Raw genomic sequence first — 18,549 nt, forward strand, 5'->3', positions numbered from 1 at the left:
GACTAAAGCCTAGTTAAACTCTGGTAAAAGTGAAAAAAGCTGAGCTGCGTCTGAGATGTATAGGGCCCTGATCAGGCTAACTCCTCTTGTAATTGAGGTTGAGGTGAATAACGATTAAGTAAGGTGCCAAAGATCGCAGCAAAAATATACATAATTAGTGAATAAACAACTGCTGGCATGGCAATGGTTGTACTTGACATAATCGTTAAGGCAATGGTCATAGCAAGCGTGCTGTTATGAATGCCAATTTCAAAAGCACAGGCTCGAGCTTGCGCACTGTTAATCCCAAAGAGGCGCGGTATAAAATAACCAATTAACAGACTTGCAAAACAGAACAGGGCAGTTGCTGCACCAATTTGCATGAGATAGTCAAGAATGTTATTACGCTCTTTAAACACCGCCACAATAATAATCAGAACAAGAAATATAACTGCAAATATACGTACTGGACGATTAAGTTTCTCGGCAATGCGAGGAGAAAAATGTCTCAATAACATGCCTAAACAGACCGGAACAATAATAATTAAAAAAACTTGAGCCACTTTGGAAAACTGTAAACCCACCTGTTGGCCATCAGTCATAAAATGCTGAATAGCCAGATTTACAATAAAGGGTAAGCTAAACGCTGCAACGACTGAGTTAATCGCAGTCAAGGTAATATTTAGGGCAATATCTCCCTTATAAAGGTAGCTGAACAAGTTTGCTGTTGGCCCGCCAGGGGAAGCCGCAAGTAACATCAAGCCTACCGCTAATGCAGGCGATAATGCCAATATTTTGCAAATAAAAAATGCAATACCTACTAGAATAAAAAGTTGACAGAATAATGCTAAAACTACAGCTTTTGGGTGTTTTTTAATACGGGTAAAATCTTTAGGGGTGAGTTCGAGACCAAGCCCGGCCATGATAATTGCCAGAGCAATAGGCAAAAATATGGTAATCAATCCTGAATCCATTGTTATTCCTTTTTTATTGTTAATGTTATAAATCTAATTTTTATTCAGTTTAGCGAAGTTTACGAGAAATACAAATGAAAAACGGTCAATGAGCAAAAGCTTTTGACCGTTTAACTAGAAACAGCCTTTACATTTAATATGCTAAAGGCTGAATTTATAGACCAAATTAACGTGGGTGTGGCGGAGTAAAGCCTAAAGCACATTTACCACTCATTTGTTTACCATTAATTGTTGCTGTAGCTGTACCACTTGCAGTTGTACAAGCATTATAAAGTTCTGGTTCGTCACCTATGAGGGAACTAGGATTGCCTGTAGGGAAGAACCGTGGTTCACAAGTACCATTCCAGATAATGCCACGATAAGCAAAACTTACCCAAGTGCCTTGGCTTTTGCCCTTACAGACTTGCTGATATTTTTGAGGATTATAGACTCGGTCAACTTTATCATTTGCGTTTGCAAAAGAGCTGACACATAAACCGCACAGGATACTAGATAACAATATTTTGGTTTTCATGGCATGTTTCCTTCTTAGTATAATCAAACTTAAGGATAAAAAATAATCAGAATAAAACAATTTTGATCTGGTAAGTTTTCATAAATTCTTGTGTACTTTTGAGGTAAATATGCAAATCTTAATTACATTTTTTAAAAATAAGCGAGGTAGAATGAAAATAGAGGAACTAAGGAAAAATCTTCTACTCACTACGTCAAAATAAAATTTCTGCTATAATATTCTGTCCCCTTTTTTAGACTTATATTTACCACTATGCATTATCCTAAAGTATACGATGTCATTGTTATCGGTGGCGGTCACGCGGGTACGGAAGCGGCGCTCGCTGCTGCACGTATGGGTCGACAGACCTTGCTCTTGACTCATAACATTGAGACTTTGGGGCAAATGAGCTGTAATCCGGCTATTGGTGGTATTGGTAAGTCACATCTGGTGCGTGAAATTGATGCCTTGGGCGGTGCAATGGCACTGGCAGCAGATAAAGGTGGTATACAGTTCCGTATTCTGAATTCGCGTAAAGGTGCTGCAGTACGAGCAACCCGTGCACAGGCAGACCGGATTCTTTATAAAGCAGCTATCCGTAATGTTCTGGAGAATCAGGCAAATCTGGATATCTTCCAACAGGCTGCTGATGACCTGATTGTAGAAGGCGATACTGTTAAAGGTGTCGTAACGCAAATGGGTATCCGCTTTGATACCAAGACAGTCGTGTTAACAACAGGTACTTTTTTGGGTGGTGTCATTCATGTTGGTCTGGAAAAATCAAGTGGTGGTCGGGCAGGTGATCCACCGTCAATTTCTCTAGCACATCGTTTACGTGAATTAAAATTGCCAGTAGGTCGTCTGAAAACAGGTACACCGCCACGTATTGATGCGCGTTCGGTTGATTTTTCTGTCATGACACCACAGCCGGGTGATTTTCCTTCTCCAACCATGTCTTTCATGGGTGATGCATCCATGCATCCTGAACAGGTAAACTGTTATATTACCCATACTAACGAGAAGACTCATGAGATCATTCGTGGCGGACTTGACCGTTCACCAATGTATACTGGTGTGATTGAAGGGGTAGGACCGCGTTATTGTCCGTCTATTGAAGACAAGATACACCGTTTTGCCGATAAAGATTCGCATCAGGTGTTTCTGGAGCCAGAGGGCTTGGATACTCATGAGCTGTATCCTAATGGAATTTCAACCTCTTTACCATTTGATGTGCAATTTGAGCTGGTCCGTTCAATTCGCGGTATGGAAAATGCCCACATTCTGCGTCCGGGCTACGCCATTGAATATGATTATTTTAATCCGCAAGCCTTAAAATTTACTTTAGAAACCAAAGCTATTAGTAACCTGTATTTTGCCGGACAGATTAATGGTACGACTGGCTATGAAGAAGCAGGTGCACAAGGTTTGCTTGCAGGTCTGAATGCTGCACGTCGTGCCTGGGAGCAGGAAGAGTGGACGCCTAAACGTGATCAGGCGTATATGGGAGTCTTGGTGGATGATCTCATTACTTTAGGAACTAAAGAGCCATACCGTATGTTTACCTCACGGGCGGAATATCGTCTGATGTTGCGTGAAGATAATGCTGACCAGCGTCTGACCCCAGTAGGTCGTGAAATGGGTCTCGTCGATGACGTGCGTTGGGCGGCATACTGTGAAAAAATGGAAGCTGTTGAGCGTGAAACGTCCCGTTTGCAGCACTTGTGGGCGGCGCCTAATAATCCGATGGGTAAAAAATTCGTTGAGATGACAGGGCAGGATTTAAGTAAGGAATCTAGTGCAATTGACCTGTTAAAACGTCCGAATGTAACTTTTGAGCAAATTGCTGAACTTACAGACTCTGAGGTTACTCAGCAGGTGGGTGATCAGATTGAGATTGCTGTAAAATACGCGGGCTATATCAATCGCCAGCATGAAGATGTTGCACAGATGAAACGTCTGGAAGAAACCCGGATTCCGGCTGATTTTAATTATGATGTAGTGTCTGGTCTTTCGCGTGAAATTACCCAGAAATTAAAAACTGTATTGCCTGAAACCTTGGCACAAGCCAGCCGTATTCCTGGTGTAACACCGGCAGCAGTACAACTGATTATGATTACGATCCGTAAAAATGCCCAGATAAAAAAGACAGCTTAACTGAAAAAAAGCCTGCTTAATGCAGGCTTCTTTATATATGTATTTCCGTAAATATTTTCAAAATAAATATTAAGATAAAAATTTAGAAAACTTAGCTAATCTATTTATTTCACAGTTCCTATATTGAATTGTTAAAGTACTCTTACACCCAAATAGAGGAGAGTTATTTTATGACAATACGCCGTATACGCTTTAATACTGACATGCTGGCTTGCCGATGTTAATAGCTGATTTAGATAGTATAAAAAACGGGTTTTCAAGTTTATATGGCTATAGCGTATGTAAAACTGGCCTTAATCTGGTTTAAAAGAATAATATTTTTTCTGTTATTTAAAATGATAATAAAAAGTCTCAGAGAGCTACAAATAGCTCTCTTTTTTTATTCTTCGGTTTCATACACCGCAGCAGCGACCTGTGCAGGTTCTATACGTAATAGCTTTTTACCAAAACTTCTTAACCACCAAACCAATTGTGATGTAAAGGGCACATGAGCACTAATTTCAACCACATGCTCCTCAAGTATACTAATGGTCTGATCTTTACTGAGCTGACTTTCGTAAAAACTTTGAGCGGTACTTTCTGACATTACCAGTTTCAGCTCAACTGTTTCAGTGGGCTTGTTATAATCTACACGAAAGCCTAAAGCGCCTGACTCGATATAGACATCAATATCAAAATCTACGGGATGTAATGATCTTGAGTTGAGTACTATGGCAGATTTAAAACGATGAAGAGCAAAGGTCTGTACTTCATTTTTATCATGACGGGTACAGATCAGATAAATGATGGCACCTTTTTGTACCAGCCCTAATGGATTTAAAATATAGGTTTTTTCTTCCGAATGATGCCCACGTGCTCGATAAACACATTCTATCTGTTTATCTTGCAATAACCCTTCATAAATTGCCTGTTGTGCCTGCCGGTCTACTACAGGTGGAATAAGCGGCTGGGTCGCAGGAACAATCCGGACCCGGTTAATCCATTGCCGCACATTGTTTTGGGTAGAAAGGCTGCGCCGGGCCAGATCAAACCATGGGTTCATTTCTTCAATTAAACTGGGTGGCAACAGATGTTTAAGGTGTTCTTCTACCATCATAAAAGTTACAGCCTGAGAGCTGGTCATATGCGGCAAGCTCTGAATAGGCGCATCTGAGCGCCAACGCCAGCCCTGAGGCACGGTTTTATTACTTTCAATCGGGAAGCGTTGCGAAATCTGGTTCAAGTCCCGCTGGATCGTTCTCAAGCTGATATCAATACCTTCACGCTCAAGAATCTCTTGAAGTTCTCGCGTGCCCATCCATTTGCCCGTAGACAGGCGGGAAAGGATTTGCCACTGACGATACAGACTATTAGAGGTTTCTTTTTCTTGTGAGGTCATAATCACTATAAAGCTGGAAAAGTTGAATGAGTTAAAAGAATTAAAGAATACTTGGCAGTATCACAATAAAAAAAGTTGCAAGTATTAGCAATAGCTTAACAGAAAAAATACGTACACATATCTCGAAACAAGTTGCTGCATTAATACCATTGAGAAATAACAAGGTTTCAGCAATAAATAAGCTCCAAGATGACAAAAACTGGCATCCAATTTGCTAGATATAACTTAAAGGGATCATCCAATGTTAAAAGATGAATGTGAAACGAGTTTAATGATCGAAAGTTATAACGACACATGTATCGAACATTTTAATAAAAATAAAAAGATTGTAGTAGCTAATAGCGAAGACAAATTCAAACAACAATGTAGTCATAACATGCCTCCAACAGCTTATTTATTTGACCAGCTCAAATCAAAATTTTTTAATGAAATGCTGGATGACCAAAATATTAGCGGTGAAGCATCTAAAAAAATTGAAGAATGGTTATGCATGCGCAGTCTGCCTGAACTTCTAAGTCTACAACAACAGGCAAAAGAATATTTTCTCTACGAGGGAATTACCTTTACCGTTTATGGAGATGCAGAAGGGACAGAACGGACAATTCCTTTTGATTTGATTCCTCGGGTTATTGCCAGACAGCAATGGGATAAAATTGCTCAAGGCTGTGTACAGCGTGCAAAGGCTCTTAATTTATTTTTAGATGATATTTACCATCATCAGCATATTTTAAAAGAGGGTTTGATACCTGCAGAGCAGATCTTGCAGCATGAAGCTTTCTTACCACAGATGATGAACTGCTCCTTAAAAGGCCAAGTCTATTCGCAGGTCAGCGGTATTGATATCGTACGTGATAGCAGTGGAAGCTTTTTTGTGCTTGAAGATAATCTGCGTACACCTTCGGGCGTATCCTATATGCTGGAAAGCCGAAAAATCAGTAAAAAACTGATGCCTGATCTATGTCGCAGTAAACAGCTTTATGAGATCAGTCACTATCCACTTTTACTTAAAAGCATTTTAGAAGAAAGCGCTGATGTAGATAATCCGCAAATTGTGATTATGACACCTGGCCGTTTCAATAGCGCCTACTATGAACATGCATTTCTGGCGCGAGAGATGGGTGTACCGCTGGTTACAAACAGGGATCTATATGTTGAAAATAATAAAGTCTATATGAAAACTATTCGGGGTCGTAAGAGAATTGATGTGATCTACCGGCGGCTTGATGATGCCTTTCTGGATCCGACGACGTTCCGTCCTGACAGCGCTTTGGGGGTGTCGGGCCTGATGTCTGCATATTTAAGCCAAAACGTTGTACTGGCTAATGCTCCAGGTACAGGAGTAGCAGATGATAAATCTGTCTACCCATACGTTACTCAAATGATTGAATACTATTTGGGTGAAAAAGCTATATTAAATAATGTGCCTACCTATCAGTGCCGTTATTTACAGGATTTTGAATATGTCATGGATAATATGTCAAAACTGGTTATTAAGGAAGCTCAAGGTTCAGGCGGGTATGGAATGCTGATAGGTCCCCAAGCTTCAGCCAAGGAACTTAGGGAGTTTCGAGAGAAAGTCCGTATACAGCCTCATTTATATATTGCCCAGCCTACTTTAGATCTTTCTGTTTCACCAACCTTGGTGGAAGAAGGGCTTGCGGAACGTCATATTGATCTTCGGCCATTTATTCTTAGTTCACCGCAACGTACTGAAATTGTACCGGGTGGGCTAACTCGAGTAGCAATGCAAAAAGGGTCTTTAGTAGTAAATTCCTCACAGGGTGGAGGTATTAAAGATACTTGGGTGGTAGACACATTGCACTCCTGAACAATCGAATCGATAGAGGAAAAGTTAAATGATACTGTTAAGTTCGAATGCTTATAATATTTACTGGTTAGGTCGCTATCTGGCACGAACTCAATATCTATGTGGTCGTGTACCATTTAAAAATGATCAAGAAGCCGTTGAGTTTGCTCATGCTTTTTGTTTACCTGCCTATGATGCTTGTTCACTTAATGAATTGGTTTTTGACCCTGAACAACCCTATTCATTTAGCCAGCAATTTAAAACTGCTAAAGATAATATTCAGGAATTAAGAGGCTTGTTGAGTGCCAAGGCATATGCTGAATTAAATCAGCTGATTCGTCAGGCAAGTTCAAATGCCAGTTATTTATGTGATGTTGTGACAGACTGTACCGAAATTTTTGAATCTGAAGAACAGGATGTATTCCTATTCTTTATGTTAGGACAAAAAATTGAAATCCTTGATACACAACTGCGTTTCAAGCAGAGTATTCAAGGTACTCTTAATGATCTTGATACCATCGTAATGATGCTACATAGTTTGGGCTGGGAAGCGGTAGAGCTGGCTTGGCAAGAATTAAAAGAACATCCGACACTGATTGCTTTTTATGCATTCAATGACCAATTGCAATATATGTTTGAATTGAGTTAATAAATTAAAGAGGTCAATTAATTAGTCTGAGAAAATCTATCTGAAAAAAATAAGAATGTCCGATTTGGTTACTTTATTTAATGTATTGAATGTTTCACTATACAATTCAAATAGAGAGCTATACATGACAATAGGTTTTTTTAATCAATAAATGCTATCGTTTTGGAAGAAGCTTTTATACAGTAAAGGTGTCGTGTATTAAATGATACAGGCAAAAATATATCAGCTTAACTGTAATGGATAACGATCAAATCATTGTTTTCATAATCAGCTATTTCATGTTGAAAGCAGAAAGGATTTTTTGAAATGACCTATTGTTGTGGACTTCGATTAAAAGATGGGCTGGTGTTTATAAGTGACACGCGAACCAATGCAGGAGTAGATCATATTTCTGTATTCAAAAAATTATTCAGCTTCGGTGTAGAAGGTGAACGTTTCATTGTGATACAGACTTCTGGAAATCTGGCTACTACTCAAGCAGTGATTGGTCACTTAAAAAATCATCTGGCTCTGGACCAGAAACCCCATCTTTATAGTGTCAATACTATGTTCGAAGTGGCAGAGCTAATAGGACACACCTTAAAACGGGTAATTGCAGATGTGACTACTGACCTTGATGAAGAGAGCAACTACTATTGTAATCTACTGGTCGGTGGACAGATTAAAGGTTCGGCAATGCAGCTTTACCATATTTATCCTCAGGGAAATTTCATTTGCGCTACAAGCGATACTCCTTACTTTCAGATAGGGGAAAGTAAATATGGTAAACCAATTCTGGACCGCGCATTATCTTATGATATGCCGCTGGATGAAGCATTTCGTTGCAGTCTGATTTCTTTTGATTCTACCTTACGTTCAAATGTCTCTGTGGGAATGCCACTAGACTCACTCGTTTACCGTAAAGACAGCTTACATATACCATTAGGTAAACGTATTTATAGTGAAGATCCGTATTTCGAACATATCAGCAAGCAATGGTCAGATGCTTTACGCCGAGGTTTACAAAACTTACCTAAACCGACAGATGACTACTGGTTATAAAATTTAAAAATAGTGGCATAATATATTTCAATTCATAAATATAAAGACTACAAAGTGATACAGTTATGTTATGCCAGCAAGACCACTTCGCCTTCTGATTATTTACTTATGGATTTAAGAGAAATTCTTTCAGAAGCCCAATCATTTAATGCTCTTAATAGTATTAACGGTGTGCTTTTCTATGCAGATCAGTACTTTTTCCAGTGCTTGGAAGGCGAGCGTGAGCAGGTGCTTGATCTGTTTGAAAGAATTAAAGAAGATCAGCGCCATCAGGAAATTATAGAGTTTGGTGTACATCCAATCAGCGAGCAGAATTTTGATGGATGGGCAATGAAATTTGTACGTCGTAATAGTGAAGTAAGCGAGTTTTTTCAAAAACTCGGCCATTTACATTTTAGTCCGACTAAACTTAACCAGCAGAATTTAAATGATTTTCTGCATATATTGACTAAAGCAAGACAAGAAACCCAAGCCTGAGCTTGGGTTTTTAGTTTACTTAAGTATGCGCTTTGGTCTGTTACTTAGCCGGCAAAGCAGTTCATAGCCAATAGTCCCATTAGCTTCGGCTACTTCATCGACCAGACGCTGTTTGCCCCAGAGCTCTACCTGTGTGCCTAAAGTCACAGTCAAACCGCTTACATCCACCGCAATCATGTCCATAGAAACTCTTCCGATGACTGGCGCTGGCTTATTGTTAATCATGACATAATTTGGTTTTATAAAAGCACGTGGATAACCGTCACCATAACCAATAGATACGATAGCAATTTGCATATCTTGAGAGGCCACAAAAGTAGAGCCATAACCTACCGCCTCACCTGTTTGGATATGATTTAATGCAATGATTGCTGCATCAAATGTCATCACCGGCTTCAAGTCAAGCTCATGAGCAGACTTATCAGCAAAAGGTGAAGCACCATAAAGCATAATACCGGGACGCACATAATCAAAATTTAGCTCTGGCCATTTGAAAATCGCAGCAGAATTACAACAGGAGGCAAGTACAGGATCACAAGCCTCTTTAACCTGCAAGAATTGAGTTTTTTGTTGTTCATTCAGGGGATGATCAGCATCAGCATTTGCAAAATGCATGGCTAGCACACAGCTAAAGCCTTCAGCCTTTAAGGAGTTAATAATCTCGATAATCTCAGGAACTTTAAAACCTAAGCGGTTCATACCACTATTCAGTTTTACCCAGACTTTCAGATTTTTTGTAATATACTCTTCTTTACGGGCTTTTAACCAATCTAGTTGTGCTGATTGATGTATAACGCATTCAAGACCGTACTGAATAACGCTATCCATTTCCTCTTCAGAAAATATCCCTTCAATTAAGGTAATTGGTTGCTGATAACCTAATTTACGTATTTCCAGCGCCTCTTCTAGACAAGCAACACCAAAGTTATCCGTTGAATTTAAGGCTGCAAGACAGTCTTTGATTCCATGTCCGTAAGCATTGGCTTTAACCATACTAACGATTTTAGCAGTTGGGGCAAGTTGTTTAACACGGTTTAAATTATATTGCAGAGCCTGACTGTCAATATAAACTGTTGCTTGACGCACCCTGGTTACTCCTTGAGGGATTACAAATGCTGAGCTAATACAGTGAGTGCTGTATTAGTGAGTTATAGATATACTTAAAGACATCTGTTTAAAGATAATCAATAGCTGATCGTATTGGTTATTATTGTATTCCTATCATTTAAAAATAGACATAAATACTAATTAATTTATTAAAGGCTAATCACAGAAGTGTTACTTATTTAGTGCTAATTTACATAATATTAAGAGATTACTTGGGTAAAAATCTACTCACATCAGCTTATAGTCATAATATAATGTGTAATAAAGATATTAGTTTATAGTGAGTATGGATTTATTTTATAAAATAACAGGTTAATCTATTATGTGCACAGTAGGGGAAATGATTAAATGCTGAGTTAAAGTAAAAGCTGATTGTGGTAAGCCTGATAATGATTTTAAGTCAGAAAGATTGGCTAGGTGAGTATAAGTAAATAGTAGCCTATAGAGCAGCGTCTAAAAAATTTTACAGTTAATTATAATAAGCTCAGCAAATATTTGAATAGGTTGTGAATTTATAAGAAGAATTAAATAGGTTTATCAAACAGAAAATGCCTAAACTCATTAAAATTGCACAAAAATTGAAAGCTGCACTAGGACTAGGGTTTAGCATAACAAGTGAAGCTGAATCCTTAACTTATACAGAAATTAAGGATTTTTAAGTATCTATTCCTCATCATCAAACTGATTATAATATTCAGGAGAAAGATTACTAAAACGGGTATATTGGCCTTCAAAAGCTAGACGTACACTGCCAATTGGACCGTTACGTTGCTTGCCAATAATAATTTCAGCCGTGCCCGCTTCTTTGGATTCTTTGTTATATACTTCATCGCGATAAATAAACATAATCAAATCGGCATCTTGTTCAATTGCACCGGATTCGCGTAAGTCTGACATTACCGGACGTTTATTAGGTCGGTTTTCCAAAGAACGGTTAAGCTGTGACAGGGCAATAACCGGGCACTGCATTTCTTTAGCTAAAGCTTTTAAGCTTCGCGAAATTTCGGAAATCTCGCCGACACGGTTATCTCCCATGCCTGGAACTTTCATCAGTTGTAAATAATCGACCATGATACAGCCAAGTTTACCACCATGCTGTTTAGCAATTCGGCGTGCTCGTGCCCGTAATTCCGTTGGAGGCAGGGCAGAGGAGTCATCTATATACAAATGCTTTTCTTGTAACTGTAAAATAGTACCGGTGACTTTAGACCATTCATCCCCATCGAGCTTACCCGAACGTAAATGACCCTGATGCACCTTGCCGTATGATGAAATCAGACGCATAGCAATTGAGTCTGCGGGCATTTCCATAGAAAAAACCAGTGCAGGCAAATTACAGTTAAACAAGACACTTTCGACCAGATTCATGGCAAAAGTAGTTTTACCCATTGAAGGACGAGCTGCAACAATAATCAGGTCACCAGACTGCATGCCGTAAGTCTTATTATCAAGCTCAATGAACCCGGTAGATAAACCTGTCAGGCTTCCTTCAAGTTTAGAAAGTTCATCAAGCTTGGTAATTACTTCAGCCGTAACCGTACTAATCGACTTAGGTCCAGAGTCTTTTTTATTGTTGTTATGCTGCTCGGCAATAGAAAATATATTGGTTTCTGCTAGATCCAGAATCTCACTGACACTGCGACCTTTAGTGTCATAGGCATTTTGCAGAATTTCAGTGCTGATTTTAATCATGTTGCGTAGAGTCGCAAATTCTTTGATTTTAGCAGCGTAAGTTTCTAGGTTATAAAAACTAGATGGCGAATCTGCCATTAATTGCATTAAATACTCTTCACCGCCTACAGCATCAATCAGATTTTGTTTTAGCAGCCAGTCATTGACCAGTACTGCATCATAAGGCGAATTTTCCTGAGCAAGCTTTTCAATAGCCCTAAAAATATATTTATGGCGAGTAGCATAAAAATCATTTTCTTTTAAAACATCACCAACCTGTTCAAAAGATTCAGCAACAGTCATCAGCGCCGCAAGTACAGCCTGTTCAATCGCTAAATTATGCGGAGGCGTACGAAATTCTTTAAGCTGAGCTGTTTCAGTGGCTTTATTTTCTAGTAGTGTGGGATTAAGGATGGCCTTGGCACTTGCCTGTGACATATAAAGTCCTGATTTTTATAAAACAAAAAATGAAGAGATGACTTTCAATTCAGGTTACTTATCTTAATGCAAAACAGCAGAAAAAAACGCTCAAATCGAAAATTCAATTAAAAAAATAAAACTGTAGAATCAATAAAAAATTTAAGAATAAAAAAAGCATGCCAAAGCATGCTCTTTTTACTGCAGAGAATTACTCGGATACGATAGTAACCAGAACTTCAGCAGTTACGTCATGGTGCAACTGAATAGCGATGTTGAATTCACCAGTGTTGCGAAGTGCGCCGTTTGGAAGGCGAACTTCAGCACGGTCAACTTCAAGACCAGCATTAGTCAGTGCATCAGCGATATCACGAGTACCAATAGAACCGAACAGTTTACCTTCATCACCAGCTTTCGCAGTAATTACAATATTAACTTCATTCAGTTGGTCAGCGCGTGCTTGAGCAGCAGCTAAAATATCAGCTTCTTGTTTCTCAAGTTCAGCACGACGAGCTTCAAAAGCAGAAGTGTTAGCTTCAGTTGCAGCAACAGCTTTACCCTGAGGGATAAGGAAGTTACGGCCATAACCTGCTTTTACAGAAACTTTATCGCCTAGCTTACCTAGGTTTTTAATGCGTTGTAATAAGATAACGTCCACAGATCACCTCACTTATGGTTGTCAGTGTAAGGGATCAAAGCCAAATAACGAGCTTGTTTAATAGCAAGCGCTAATTGACGTTGATAACGAGCCTTAGTACCAGTGATACGGCTAGGAACAATCTTGCCGTTTTCAGTGATGTACTGTTTTAAAGTATCGATATCTTTGTAGTCGATGTACGCAACGTTCTCAGCTGTAAAGCGGCAGAACTTGCGACGACGGTAAAAACGTGCCATTGATGTTCTCCTTAAGCTTCAACAGAATCTTGATTGTGTTGTGCTTCTTCACGTTGAGCTTTACGCGCACGTTTTTCTTCAGCACTTTTAGCCAATAAAGACTCTTCAGTGATTGCGTTTTCACGACGGATGATAACATTACGAATAATTGCGTCGTTATAACGGAATAATTCTTCTAATTCATCAAGAGTCGTTTGACCACATTCAACATTCATTAAAATGTAGTGCGCTTTGTGAATCTTGTTAATCGGGTAAGCCAGTTGGCGGCGGCCCCAATCTTCTAAACGGTGAATTTGACCATCAGCTTCTTTGATGTGAGTCAGGTAACGTTCTACCATACCCACAACTTGATCGCTTTGGTCTGGGTGTACCAGAAGTACGATTTCGTAGTGACGCATTGTCAGCTCCTTACGGTTTAAACAGCCCCTGAATTATGGTATCAGAAGCAAGGAGTCTCGATTTCTAGTCGAGCCGCATAAATTGCGAAGCGGCAATTATAGGGAAAAACCAAACCAAAGACAAATGCTTTTCAAGAATAGCGCCAGAAAGTGGGAAACCAAGTACATATCATCTACGAGAGTGGCTTACAGACAACCACTCTGTATTGACTAAAAGATAGGGAAATGAGGAGCAGAGGACACTGAAGTAAAACTGAAGCTCAGGCTGACAATCGTAATCAGAGTAACTGAAAATAAGAAGAAACGCTTTGCCCAGAGCTGGTCATTTTCAGCCTTCAGGCCAATCAGACCAATGTAAAACCAGTAAATGCACAGAAGGTTTAAGATAACCAAATACAGCCAGTTGGTATAGCCATAGATGAATAGGGCATTCATGGCAATACTGAATAGGACGATATAAATCAGGGATTCAATCTTGGTGCGTAGAATAGAACGTGCTACAGGTAAAATAGGAATACCTGCATTTTTATAATCATCAAAACGGTAGATTGCAATTCCCCAGGAATGAGGCATTTGCCAGAATGCATAACCCGCGAAGATGAGTAGGGCGGCCAAGTCAAATTCATTGGTTACTGCTGTATAACCAATTACCGGAGGACTTGCTCCAGAGATACTGCCAATCAGTGTCTGATGGATACTGGTACGTTTGGTCCAGAGACTATAGAAGCCTACATACACCACGAAACCAACCACAGCAAATGCAAAGGCATAAGTGTTCACCCAAAACCATAGTATGCTAAAACCGATTACTCCCAAAACCAGTGCATATAACATGGCAACAGGTACAGAAACAGTTTTTTTTACAAGAGCACGATTTTGAGTGCGTTGCATTTTCTGGTCGATGTCTTGGTCAATGATATTATTGACGACACAACCTGAGGCAACAACAAGCGTTGTACCGATAAGGGTTAAAAAAAGCAAAAGGAAATCTACAGAGCCTTGGGCGGCTAATAAAAAGCCGCCCAAGGTGGTAATGAAATTACCGAAGAGAATTCCTGGTTTGGTCAGGAATAGATACTTTTTCAGCATGACGACCAGTTTAGATCATCATGTTGAAGTGAAGGTAATTCATAATCCATACCGAGCCTACAAGTAAAATTGCAATACATAAGACAGTATAGATAAAAGCAATTACGTTCCAGCGCTGTTCTGAAGAGGCATTCATATGTAAGAAGAATACCAGCTGAACAAGCACCTGTGCAGCAGCAGTAATGGCAATTACAGTAACCAGTAAGCCACGTTCAAATCCACCACTCATCACCATCCCGAATGGGATGATGGTCAGAATTACGGATAGGATAAAGCCGATCGTGTATTGCTTGAAATTACCGTGCGCTGCACCAGCAGAGTTATGATCGTGACTCATTAGAGAACTCCCATTAAGTAAACTACGCTGAATACACAGATCCAAACGATGTCAAGGAAGTGCCAGAACAAGCTTAGGCAAGCCAGACGACGCATATTTGGAAGAGTCAAACCATTTTTCTTGATTTGAATCATCAAAATGATCATCCATACCAGACCTGAAGTTACGTGGATACCGTGCGTACCGACCAGCGTAAAGAACGAGGAAAGGAAAGCACTGGTGGTTGGGCCGTAACCTTCATGAACTAGATGATTGAATTCATATAGTTCCATACCGATGAACGACGCACCAAAAAGCCATGTAACTGCAAGCCAGGCAATAACCTGACCCACATTTTTCTTGTATGAAGCAAGTACAGCAAAACCAAAGGTTACTGAAGAGATCAGAAGGGCGAAGGTTTCAGTTAAAACAAAACCAAGAGAATCGCCAAACAGATCTCCTGCACTTGGAGTACCCGGTGGAACATGACTGCTTAATACAGCGAACGCGATGAAGAGTGTACCGAATAAAATCAAGTCACTCATCAAGTAGGTCCAGAAACCAAAGACAGTGATATCAGTATCATCGTGATGATGATGTTCATCATGTCCATGGTTGTCGTGATGAAGTACTTCAGCCATATCCTTAGTCCTTCTTCAAGTGTTTTTCAAGTAAAGCATAACGTTCATCTTCGATACGCTTAACTTCAGCTGCAGGTACATAGTAGTCCACTTTCTTAGTAAATGAACTCACGATGAAGCTAATAATAGCAGCAGCGAAGGTAATGAATACTAACCACCAGATATGCCAGATCAATGCAAAGCCCATAACTGTAATAAACATTGCAATTACAAAGCCGGCAGCACGGTTAGTTGGCATATGGACATCTTCATAACTCGTTGGACGAGCATATGCCACACCATTCTCTTTGTCTGTCCAGAAACGGTCAATACCGTTACCTTCTGGCAGGTGAGCAAAGTTATAAAATGGGGCAGGAGAAGATGTAGACCATTCAAGTGTGCGGGCATCCCAAGGGTCGCCAGTCAGGTCCAGATTGTCATTACGCTGTAAGAAACCAACGATAATTTGCATCAGGAAGCAAGCGATACCGATAGCAATCATGACAGCACCGAACATTGCAATAGTTACATACGGATCCCAGTCTGGATTGTCATATGTGTTCAGACGACGAGTCATACCCATGAAACCTAGGATATAAAGTGGCATGAACGCAAAGTAGAAACCAAAGAACCAGAACCAGAATGCAGCTTTACCCCAAGTTTCATTAAGTTTCCAGCCAAACATTTTTGGCCAGTAATAAATGATACCTGCGAACATTGCAAATACAACACCACCAATAATTACGTTATGGAAGTGAGCAATCAGGAATAGTGAGTTGTGAACCAAGAAGTCTGCTGGTGGAACCGCCATCAGTACACCTGTCATACCACCAATACCAAAGGTAACCAGGAAGCCTAGAGTCCATAGCATTGGCGTTGTATAGGTAATGCGGCCCTTGTACATGGTGAACAACCAAGAGAAGATTTTCACACCAGTCGGGATCGCAATAATCATGGTCATGATACCGAAGAACGCGTTAACGTTGGCACCTGCACCCATGGTAAAGAAGTGGTGAACCCATACAACAAAAGACAGTACGGTAATTGCTACAGTTGCATACACCATCGATTTATAGCCGAATAGTGCTTTGCGGCAGAATGTTGCAACAACTTCCGAGTAAATACCAAATGCTGGCAGTACCAAGATGTATACTTCTGGGTGACCCCAAGTCCAGATCAGGTTCACATATAACATTGGGCTACCACCCATGTCATTAGTGAAGAAATGGAAACCGAAGTAACGGTCCAGAGACAGCATTGCAATGGTTGCAGTCAGTACAGGGAAAGCAGCAATAATCAGTACAGAAGTACATAGTGCAGTCCAGGTAAAGATCGGCATATCCATCAGTTTCATGCCAGGTGCACGCATCTTAATAATAGTAACAAAGAAGTTAACACCAGTAAGAAGCGTACCTAAACCAGAAATCTGGAGTGCCCAGATATAGTAATCTACACCTACGCCAGGCGAGTATTCGATACCTGACAGCGGAGGATAAGCCATCCAGCCTGTAGCGGCGAATTCACCAATTGCCAGCGAAGCCATCATCAAGCCAGCTGCGCCCGCGAAGAGCCAGAAGCTTAAAGAGTTAAGCAGTGGGAAAGCAACGTCTCGTGCACCAATTTGTAGAGGTACGGAGATATTCATCAAGCCTACAACTAGACCCATCGCTACGAAGAAGATCATGATCACGCCATGCGCGGTGAAAATCTGGTCGTAGTGCTCCGGATGCAAATAACCTTCACCACCACCTCTAGCGAGGAACTGCTGAAGACGCATCATGATTGCATCGGCAAAGCCACGCAGCAGCATGACAACAGACACGATGATATACATGATACCAATTTTTTTATGGTCTACTGATGTGAACCATTCGTTCCACAGGTAGCCCCATTTTTTGAAATAGGTTAGTCCTACGACAAGCGCCAGACCACCTAGTACCATCAATGCAACTGTAACCAACACGATTGGATCGTGCGGAATTGCATCAAAACCAAGCTTACCAAACATGTCTTATTCCTCTACAGAAGCAGTCGCATGTTCAACATTTGCATGAGATGCACCAGTATGCTCGGCACCCGCTTGCGCTGAGTGGTCTGCACCGTGGTAGTTGCTCATGTATTTGTTAATCACTGATTCGAACAATTTAGGCTCAACTGAAGAATAGTAAGTCACAGGATGTGGCTTAGTCGGGTAAGTACCCTCAGCTTCAAGTTTTGCCGCTTCCGCTTTCTCTTCTGGAGTTACAGCACGTGCAACAATCGATTCAATTTGATGTTTTGCCCGATTACCATCACGTAAGGTTGCAAATTCAGCTTGGTCTAGAATACCTTTTTGAATTGCTTCTGGATTTACAGAAGTACCATTACCTGCTTTAACCGCGGCAACCCACTGATCAAACTCTGGTCGAGTGACACTGTATGCCAAGAAACGCATTTGCGAGAAACCGTAACCTGAGTAGTTGGCAGAGAAACCGCGGTATACACCAGTTTCTTCAGCTAATACATTCAGATGAGTCTGCATTCCCGCCATTGCATAGATCTGACCTGCTAACTGCGGAATGAAGAATGAGTTCATTGTAAAGTTAGACGTCAGGCGGAAGCTTACTGGTGTATCTACTGGAAAGCGTAATTCATTTACTGTTGCAATATTCTGCTCTGGATAAATGAACACCCATTTGAACTGTTCTGCAATCACTTGCACGTTCAATGGCGCTTGCTCAGATTCTATAGGACGGTATGGGTCATACTTGTGTGAACCCACCCAAGTCAACCAAGCTAGAATACCAATAATAATAACAGGGATACCCCAAACTACAACTTCAATCGTAGTAGAGTGCGCCCATGTAGGTTTATAGTCTGCATCTTTATTTGACGCGTGATATTTCCAACCAAACCATAAAGCCATGATGATTGATGGAATCACCACAAGCAACATCAGATAGATTGCTGTCATCATCAGGTTACTTTGACCTGCAGCAACTGGACCTTTAGAGTTTAGAAGTACTAGATCACCACCACACCCGGTTAGGAGTACGGCAAGCGTTGATAAAGACAATACAGCTAAAATTGTTTGTCTCATTTTACA

18 protein-coding genes are annotated in these 18,549 nt (G+C 40.4%); 5 read left to right on the forward strand and 13 right to left on the reverse strand.

The genetic code is table 11. The features are described from left to right. Nucleotides 1-71: 71 nt before the first annotated feature. On the reverse strand, nt 72-953 hold the full coding sequence (locus tag B3X18_RS08550; protein ID WP_005405103.1) for a bile acid:sodium symporter family protein: 882 nt from the start codon (nt 951-953) through the stop codon (nt 72-74). Between the two features lie 166 nt (nt 954-1,119). After that, the gene (locus B3X18_RS08555; RefSeq protein ID WP_005014853.1) at nt 1,120-1,467 is read right to left on the reverse strand and encodes a hypothetical protein; all 348 of its coding nucleotides are present in this window, start codon (nt 1,465-1,467) and stop codon (nt 1,120-1,122) included. Nucleotides 1,468-1,719: 252 nt separating this feature from the next. Here B3X18_RS08555 and mnmG point away from each other — a divergent pair, with 252 nt between their 5' ends. Next, the gene (gene mnmG, locus B3X18_RS08560) at nt 1,720-3,600 is read left to right on the forward strand and encodes a tRNA uridine-5-carboxymethylaminomethyl(34) synthesis enzyme MnmG (RefSeq protein WP_005014852.1); all 1,881 of its coding nucleotides are present in this window, start codon (nt 1,720-1,722) and stop codon (nt 3,598-3,600) included. A 379-nt stretch (nt 3,601-3,979) separates the two neighbouring features. Here mnmG and B3X18_RS08565 read toward each other — a convergent pair whose 3' ends face one another. Next, nucleotides 3,980-4,978: a helix-turn-helix transcriptional regulator gene (locus tag B3X18_RS08565; RefSeq protein ID WP_005014848.1), complete on the reverse strand. Its 999-nt coding sequence runs from the start codon at nt 4,976-4,978 to the stop codon at nt 3,980-3,982. Nucleotides 4,979-5,219: 241 nt separating this feature from the next. On the opposite strand from B3X18_RS08565, the gene B3X18_RS08570 reads away from it, so the two are divergent. The 4 genes from B3X18_RS08570 (at nt 5,220) to B3X18_RS08585 (ending at nt 8,952) form a co-directional block, all read left to right on the forward strand. Continuing rightward, nucleotides 5,220-6,806 (forward strand): circularly permuted type 2 ATP-grasp protein, encoded by a 1,587-nt coding sequence (locus B3X18_RS08570; protein ID WP_005025443.1) that lies wholly within the window; start codon nt 5,220-5,222, stop codon nt 6,804-6,806. A 28-nt stretch (nt 6,807-6,834) separates the two neighbouring features. Continuing rightward, nucleotides 6,835-7,434 (forward strand): alpha-E domain-containing protein, encoded by a 600-nt coding sequence (locus tag B3X18_RS08575; RefSeq protein ID WP_005014846.1) that lies wholly within the window; start codon nt 6,835-6,837, stop codon nt 7,432-7,434. Nucleotides 7,435-7,740: 306 nt separating this feature from the next. Next, a complete protein-coding gene (locus tag B3X18_RS08580; RefSeq protein ID WP_034688193.1) occupies nt 7,741-8,475 on the forward strand; it encodes a proteasome-type protease in 735 nt (244 codons plus the stop codon). A gap of 54 nt (nt 8,476-8,529) precedes the next feature. Further along, nucleotides 8,530-8,952: a BLUF domain-containing protein gene (locus tag B3X18_RS08585; protein WP_005404197.1), complete on the forward strand. Its 423-nt coding sequence runs from the start codon at nt 8,530-8,532 to the stop codon at nt 8,950-8,952. A 15-nt stretch (nt 8,953-8,967) separates the two neighbouring features. On the opposite strand, the gene alr is transcribed toward B3X18_RS08585, so the two are convergent. The 10 genes from alr to cyoA all read right to left on the reverse strand — a co-directional run bounded on the left by alr (nt 8,968) and on the right by cyoA (nt 18,543). Next, the gene (alr, locus tag B3X18_RS08590; RefSeq protein ID WP_005014839.1) at nt 8,968-10,038 is read right to left on the reverse strand and encodes an alanine racemase; all 1,071 of its coding nucleotides are present in this window, start codon (nt 10,036-10,038) and stop codon (nt 8,968-8,970) included. Between the two features lie 684 nt (nt 10,039-10,722). Further along, a complete protein-coding gene (gene dnaB, locus B3X18_RS08595; RefSeq protein ID WP_005014838.1) occupies nt 10,723-12,168 on the reverse strand; it encodes a replicative DNA helicase in 1,446 nt (481 codons plus the stop codon). A gap of 190 nt (nt 12,169-12,358) precedes the next feature. Beyond that, the gene (gene rplI, locus B3X18_RS08600) at nt 12,359-12,805 is read right to left on the reverse strand and encodes a 50S ribosomal protein L9 (protein ID WP_005014836.1); all 447 of its coding nucleotides are present in this window, start codon (nt 12,803-12,805) and stop codon (nt 12,359-12,361) included. A gap of 8 nt (nt 12,806-12,813) precedes the next feature. Further along, entirely contained in the window at nt 12,814-13,041 is a 228-nt protein-coding gene (gene rpsR / locus B3X18_RS08605; protein ID WP_004928375.1) for a 30S ribosomal protein S18, read from the reverse strand. Nucleotides 13,042-13,052: 11 nt separating this feature from the next. Further along, nucleotides 13,053-13,439 (reverse strand): 30S ribosomal protein S6, encoded by a 387-nt coding sequence (gene rpsF, locus B3X18_RS08610; protein WP_005014834.1) that lies wholly within the window; start codon nt 13,437-13,439, stop codon nt 13,053-13,055. Nucleotides 13,440-13,649: 210 nt separating this feature from the next. Further along, complete coding sequence (gene cyoE, locus B3X18_RS08615) at nt 13,650-14,528, reverse strand: heme o synthase (RefSeq protein WP_005025450.1); 879 nt, start codon at nt 14,526-14,528, stop codon at nt 13,650-13,652. A gap of 10 nt (nt 14,529-14,538) precedes the next feature. After that, nucleotides 14,539-14,865, reverse strand: a complete 327-nt coding sequence (gene cyoD, locus B3X18_RS08620; RefSeq protein WP_005014830.1) for a cytochrome o ubiquinol oxidase subunit IV — start codon at nt 14,863-14,865, stop codon at nt 14,539-14,541. Continuing rightward, nucleotides 14,865-15,485: a cytochrome o ubiquinol oxidase subunit III gene (gene cyoC, locus B3X18_RS08625; protein ID WP_005014829.1), complete on the reverse strand. Its 621-nt coding sequence runs from the start codon at nt 15,483-15,485 to the stop codon at nt 14,865-14,867. Before cyoC ends, cyoD begins: the two co-directional genes overlap by 1 nt. 4 nt (nt 15,486-15,489) lie before the next feature. After that, complete coding sequence (cyoB, locus tag B3X18_RS08630) at nt 15,490-17,472, reverse strand: cytochrome o ubiquinol oxidase subunit I (RefSeq protein WP_005014828.1); 1,983 nt, start codon at nt 17,470-17,472, stop codon at nt 15,490-15,492. A 3-nt stretch (nt 17,473-17,475) separates the two neighbouring features. Next, a complete protein-coding gene (gene cyoA / locus B3X18_RS08635; protein ID WP_005025454.1) occupies nt 17,476-18,543 on the reverse strand; it encodes a ubiquinol oxidase subunit II in 1,068 nt (355 codons plus the stop codon). Nucleotides 18,544-18,549 lie beyond the last annotated feature (6 nt).

The organism is Acinetobacter sp. UBA6571 (assembly GCF_002434085.1).
Classification (GTDB): domain Bacteria; phylum Pseudomonadota; class Gammaproteobacteria; order Pseudomonadales; family Moraxellaceae; genus Acinetobacter; species Acinetobacter radioresistens.

Coding starts and splice junctions, on each gene's coding strand:
- B3X18_RS08570 (WP_005025443.1), top strand. CDS start 5,220: ATGTTAAAAGATGAATGTGAAACGAGTTTAATGATCGAAAGTTATAAC.
- cyoE (WP_005025450.1), bottom strand. CDS start 14,528: ATGCTGAAAAAGTATCTATTCCTGACCAAACCAGGAATTCTCTTCGGT.
- rpsF (WP_005014834.1), bottom strand. CDS start 13,439: ATGCGTCACTACGAAATCGTACTTCTGGTACACCCAGACCAAAGCGAT.
- dnaB (WP_005014838.1), bottom strand. CDS start 12,168: ATGTCACAGGCAAGTGCCAAGGCCATCCTTAATCCCACACTACTAGAA.
- B3X18_RS08555 (WP_005014853.1), bottom strand. CDS start 1,467: ATGAAAACCAAAATATTGTTATCTAGTATCCTGTGCGGTTTATGTGTC.
- B3X18_RS08575 (WP_005014846.1), top strand. CDS start 6,835: ATGATACTGTTAAGTTCGAATGCTTATAATATTTACTGGTTAGGTCGC.
- B3X18_RS08550 (WP_005405103.1), bottom strand. CDS start 953: ATGGATTCAGGATTGATTACCATATTTTTGCCTATTGCTCTGGCAATT.
- cyoD (WP_005014830.1), bottom strand. CDS start 14,865: ATGAGTCACGATCATAACTCTGCTGGTGCAGCGCACGGTAATTTCAAG.
- mnmG (WP_005014852.1), top strand. CDS start 1,720: ATGCATTATCCTAAAGTATACGATGTCATTGTTATCGGTGGCGGTCAC.
- B3X18_RS08580 (WP_034688193.1), top strand. CDS start 7,741: ATGACCTATTGTTGTGGACTTCGATTAAAAGATGGGCTGGTGTTTATA.
- cyoB (WP_005014828.1), bottom strand. CDS start 17,472: ATGTTTGGTAAGCTTGGTTTTGATGCAATTCCGCACGATCCAATCGTG.
- B3X18_RS08565 (WP_005014848.1), bottom strand. CDS start 4,978: ATGACCTCACAAGAAAAAGAAACCTCTAATAGTCTGTATCGTCAGTGG.
- cyoC (WP_005014829.1), bottom strand. CDS start 15,485: ATGGCTGAAGTACTTCATCACGACAACCATGGACATGATGAACATCAT.
- cyoA (WP_005025454.1), bottom strand. CDS start 18,543: ATGAGACAAACAATTTTAGCTGTATTGTCTTTATCAACGCTTGCCGTA.
- rpsR (WP_004928375.1), bottom strand. CDS start 13,041: ATGGCACGTTTTTACCGTCGTCGCAAGTTCTGCCGCTTTACAGCTGAG.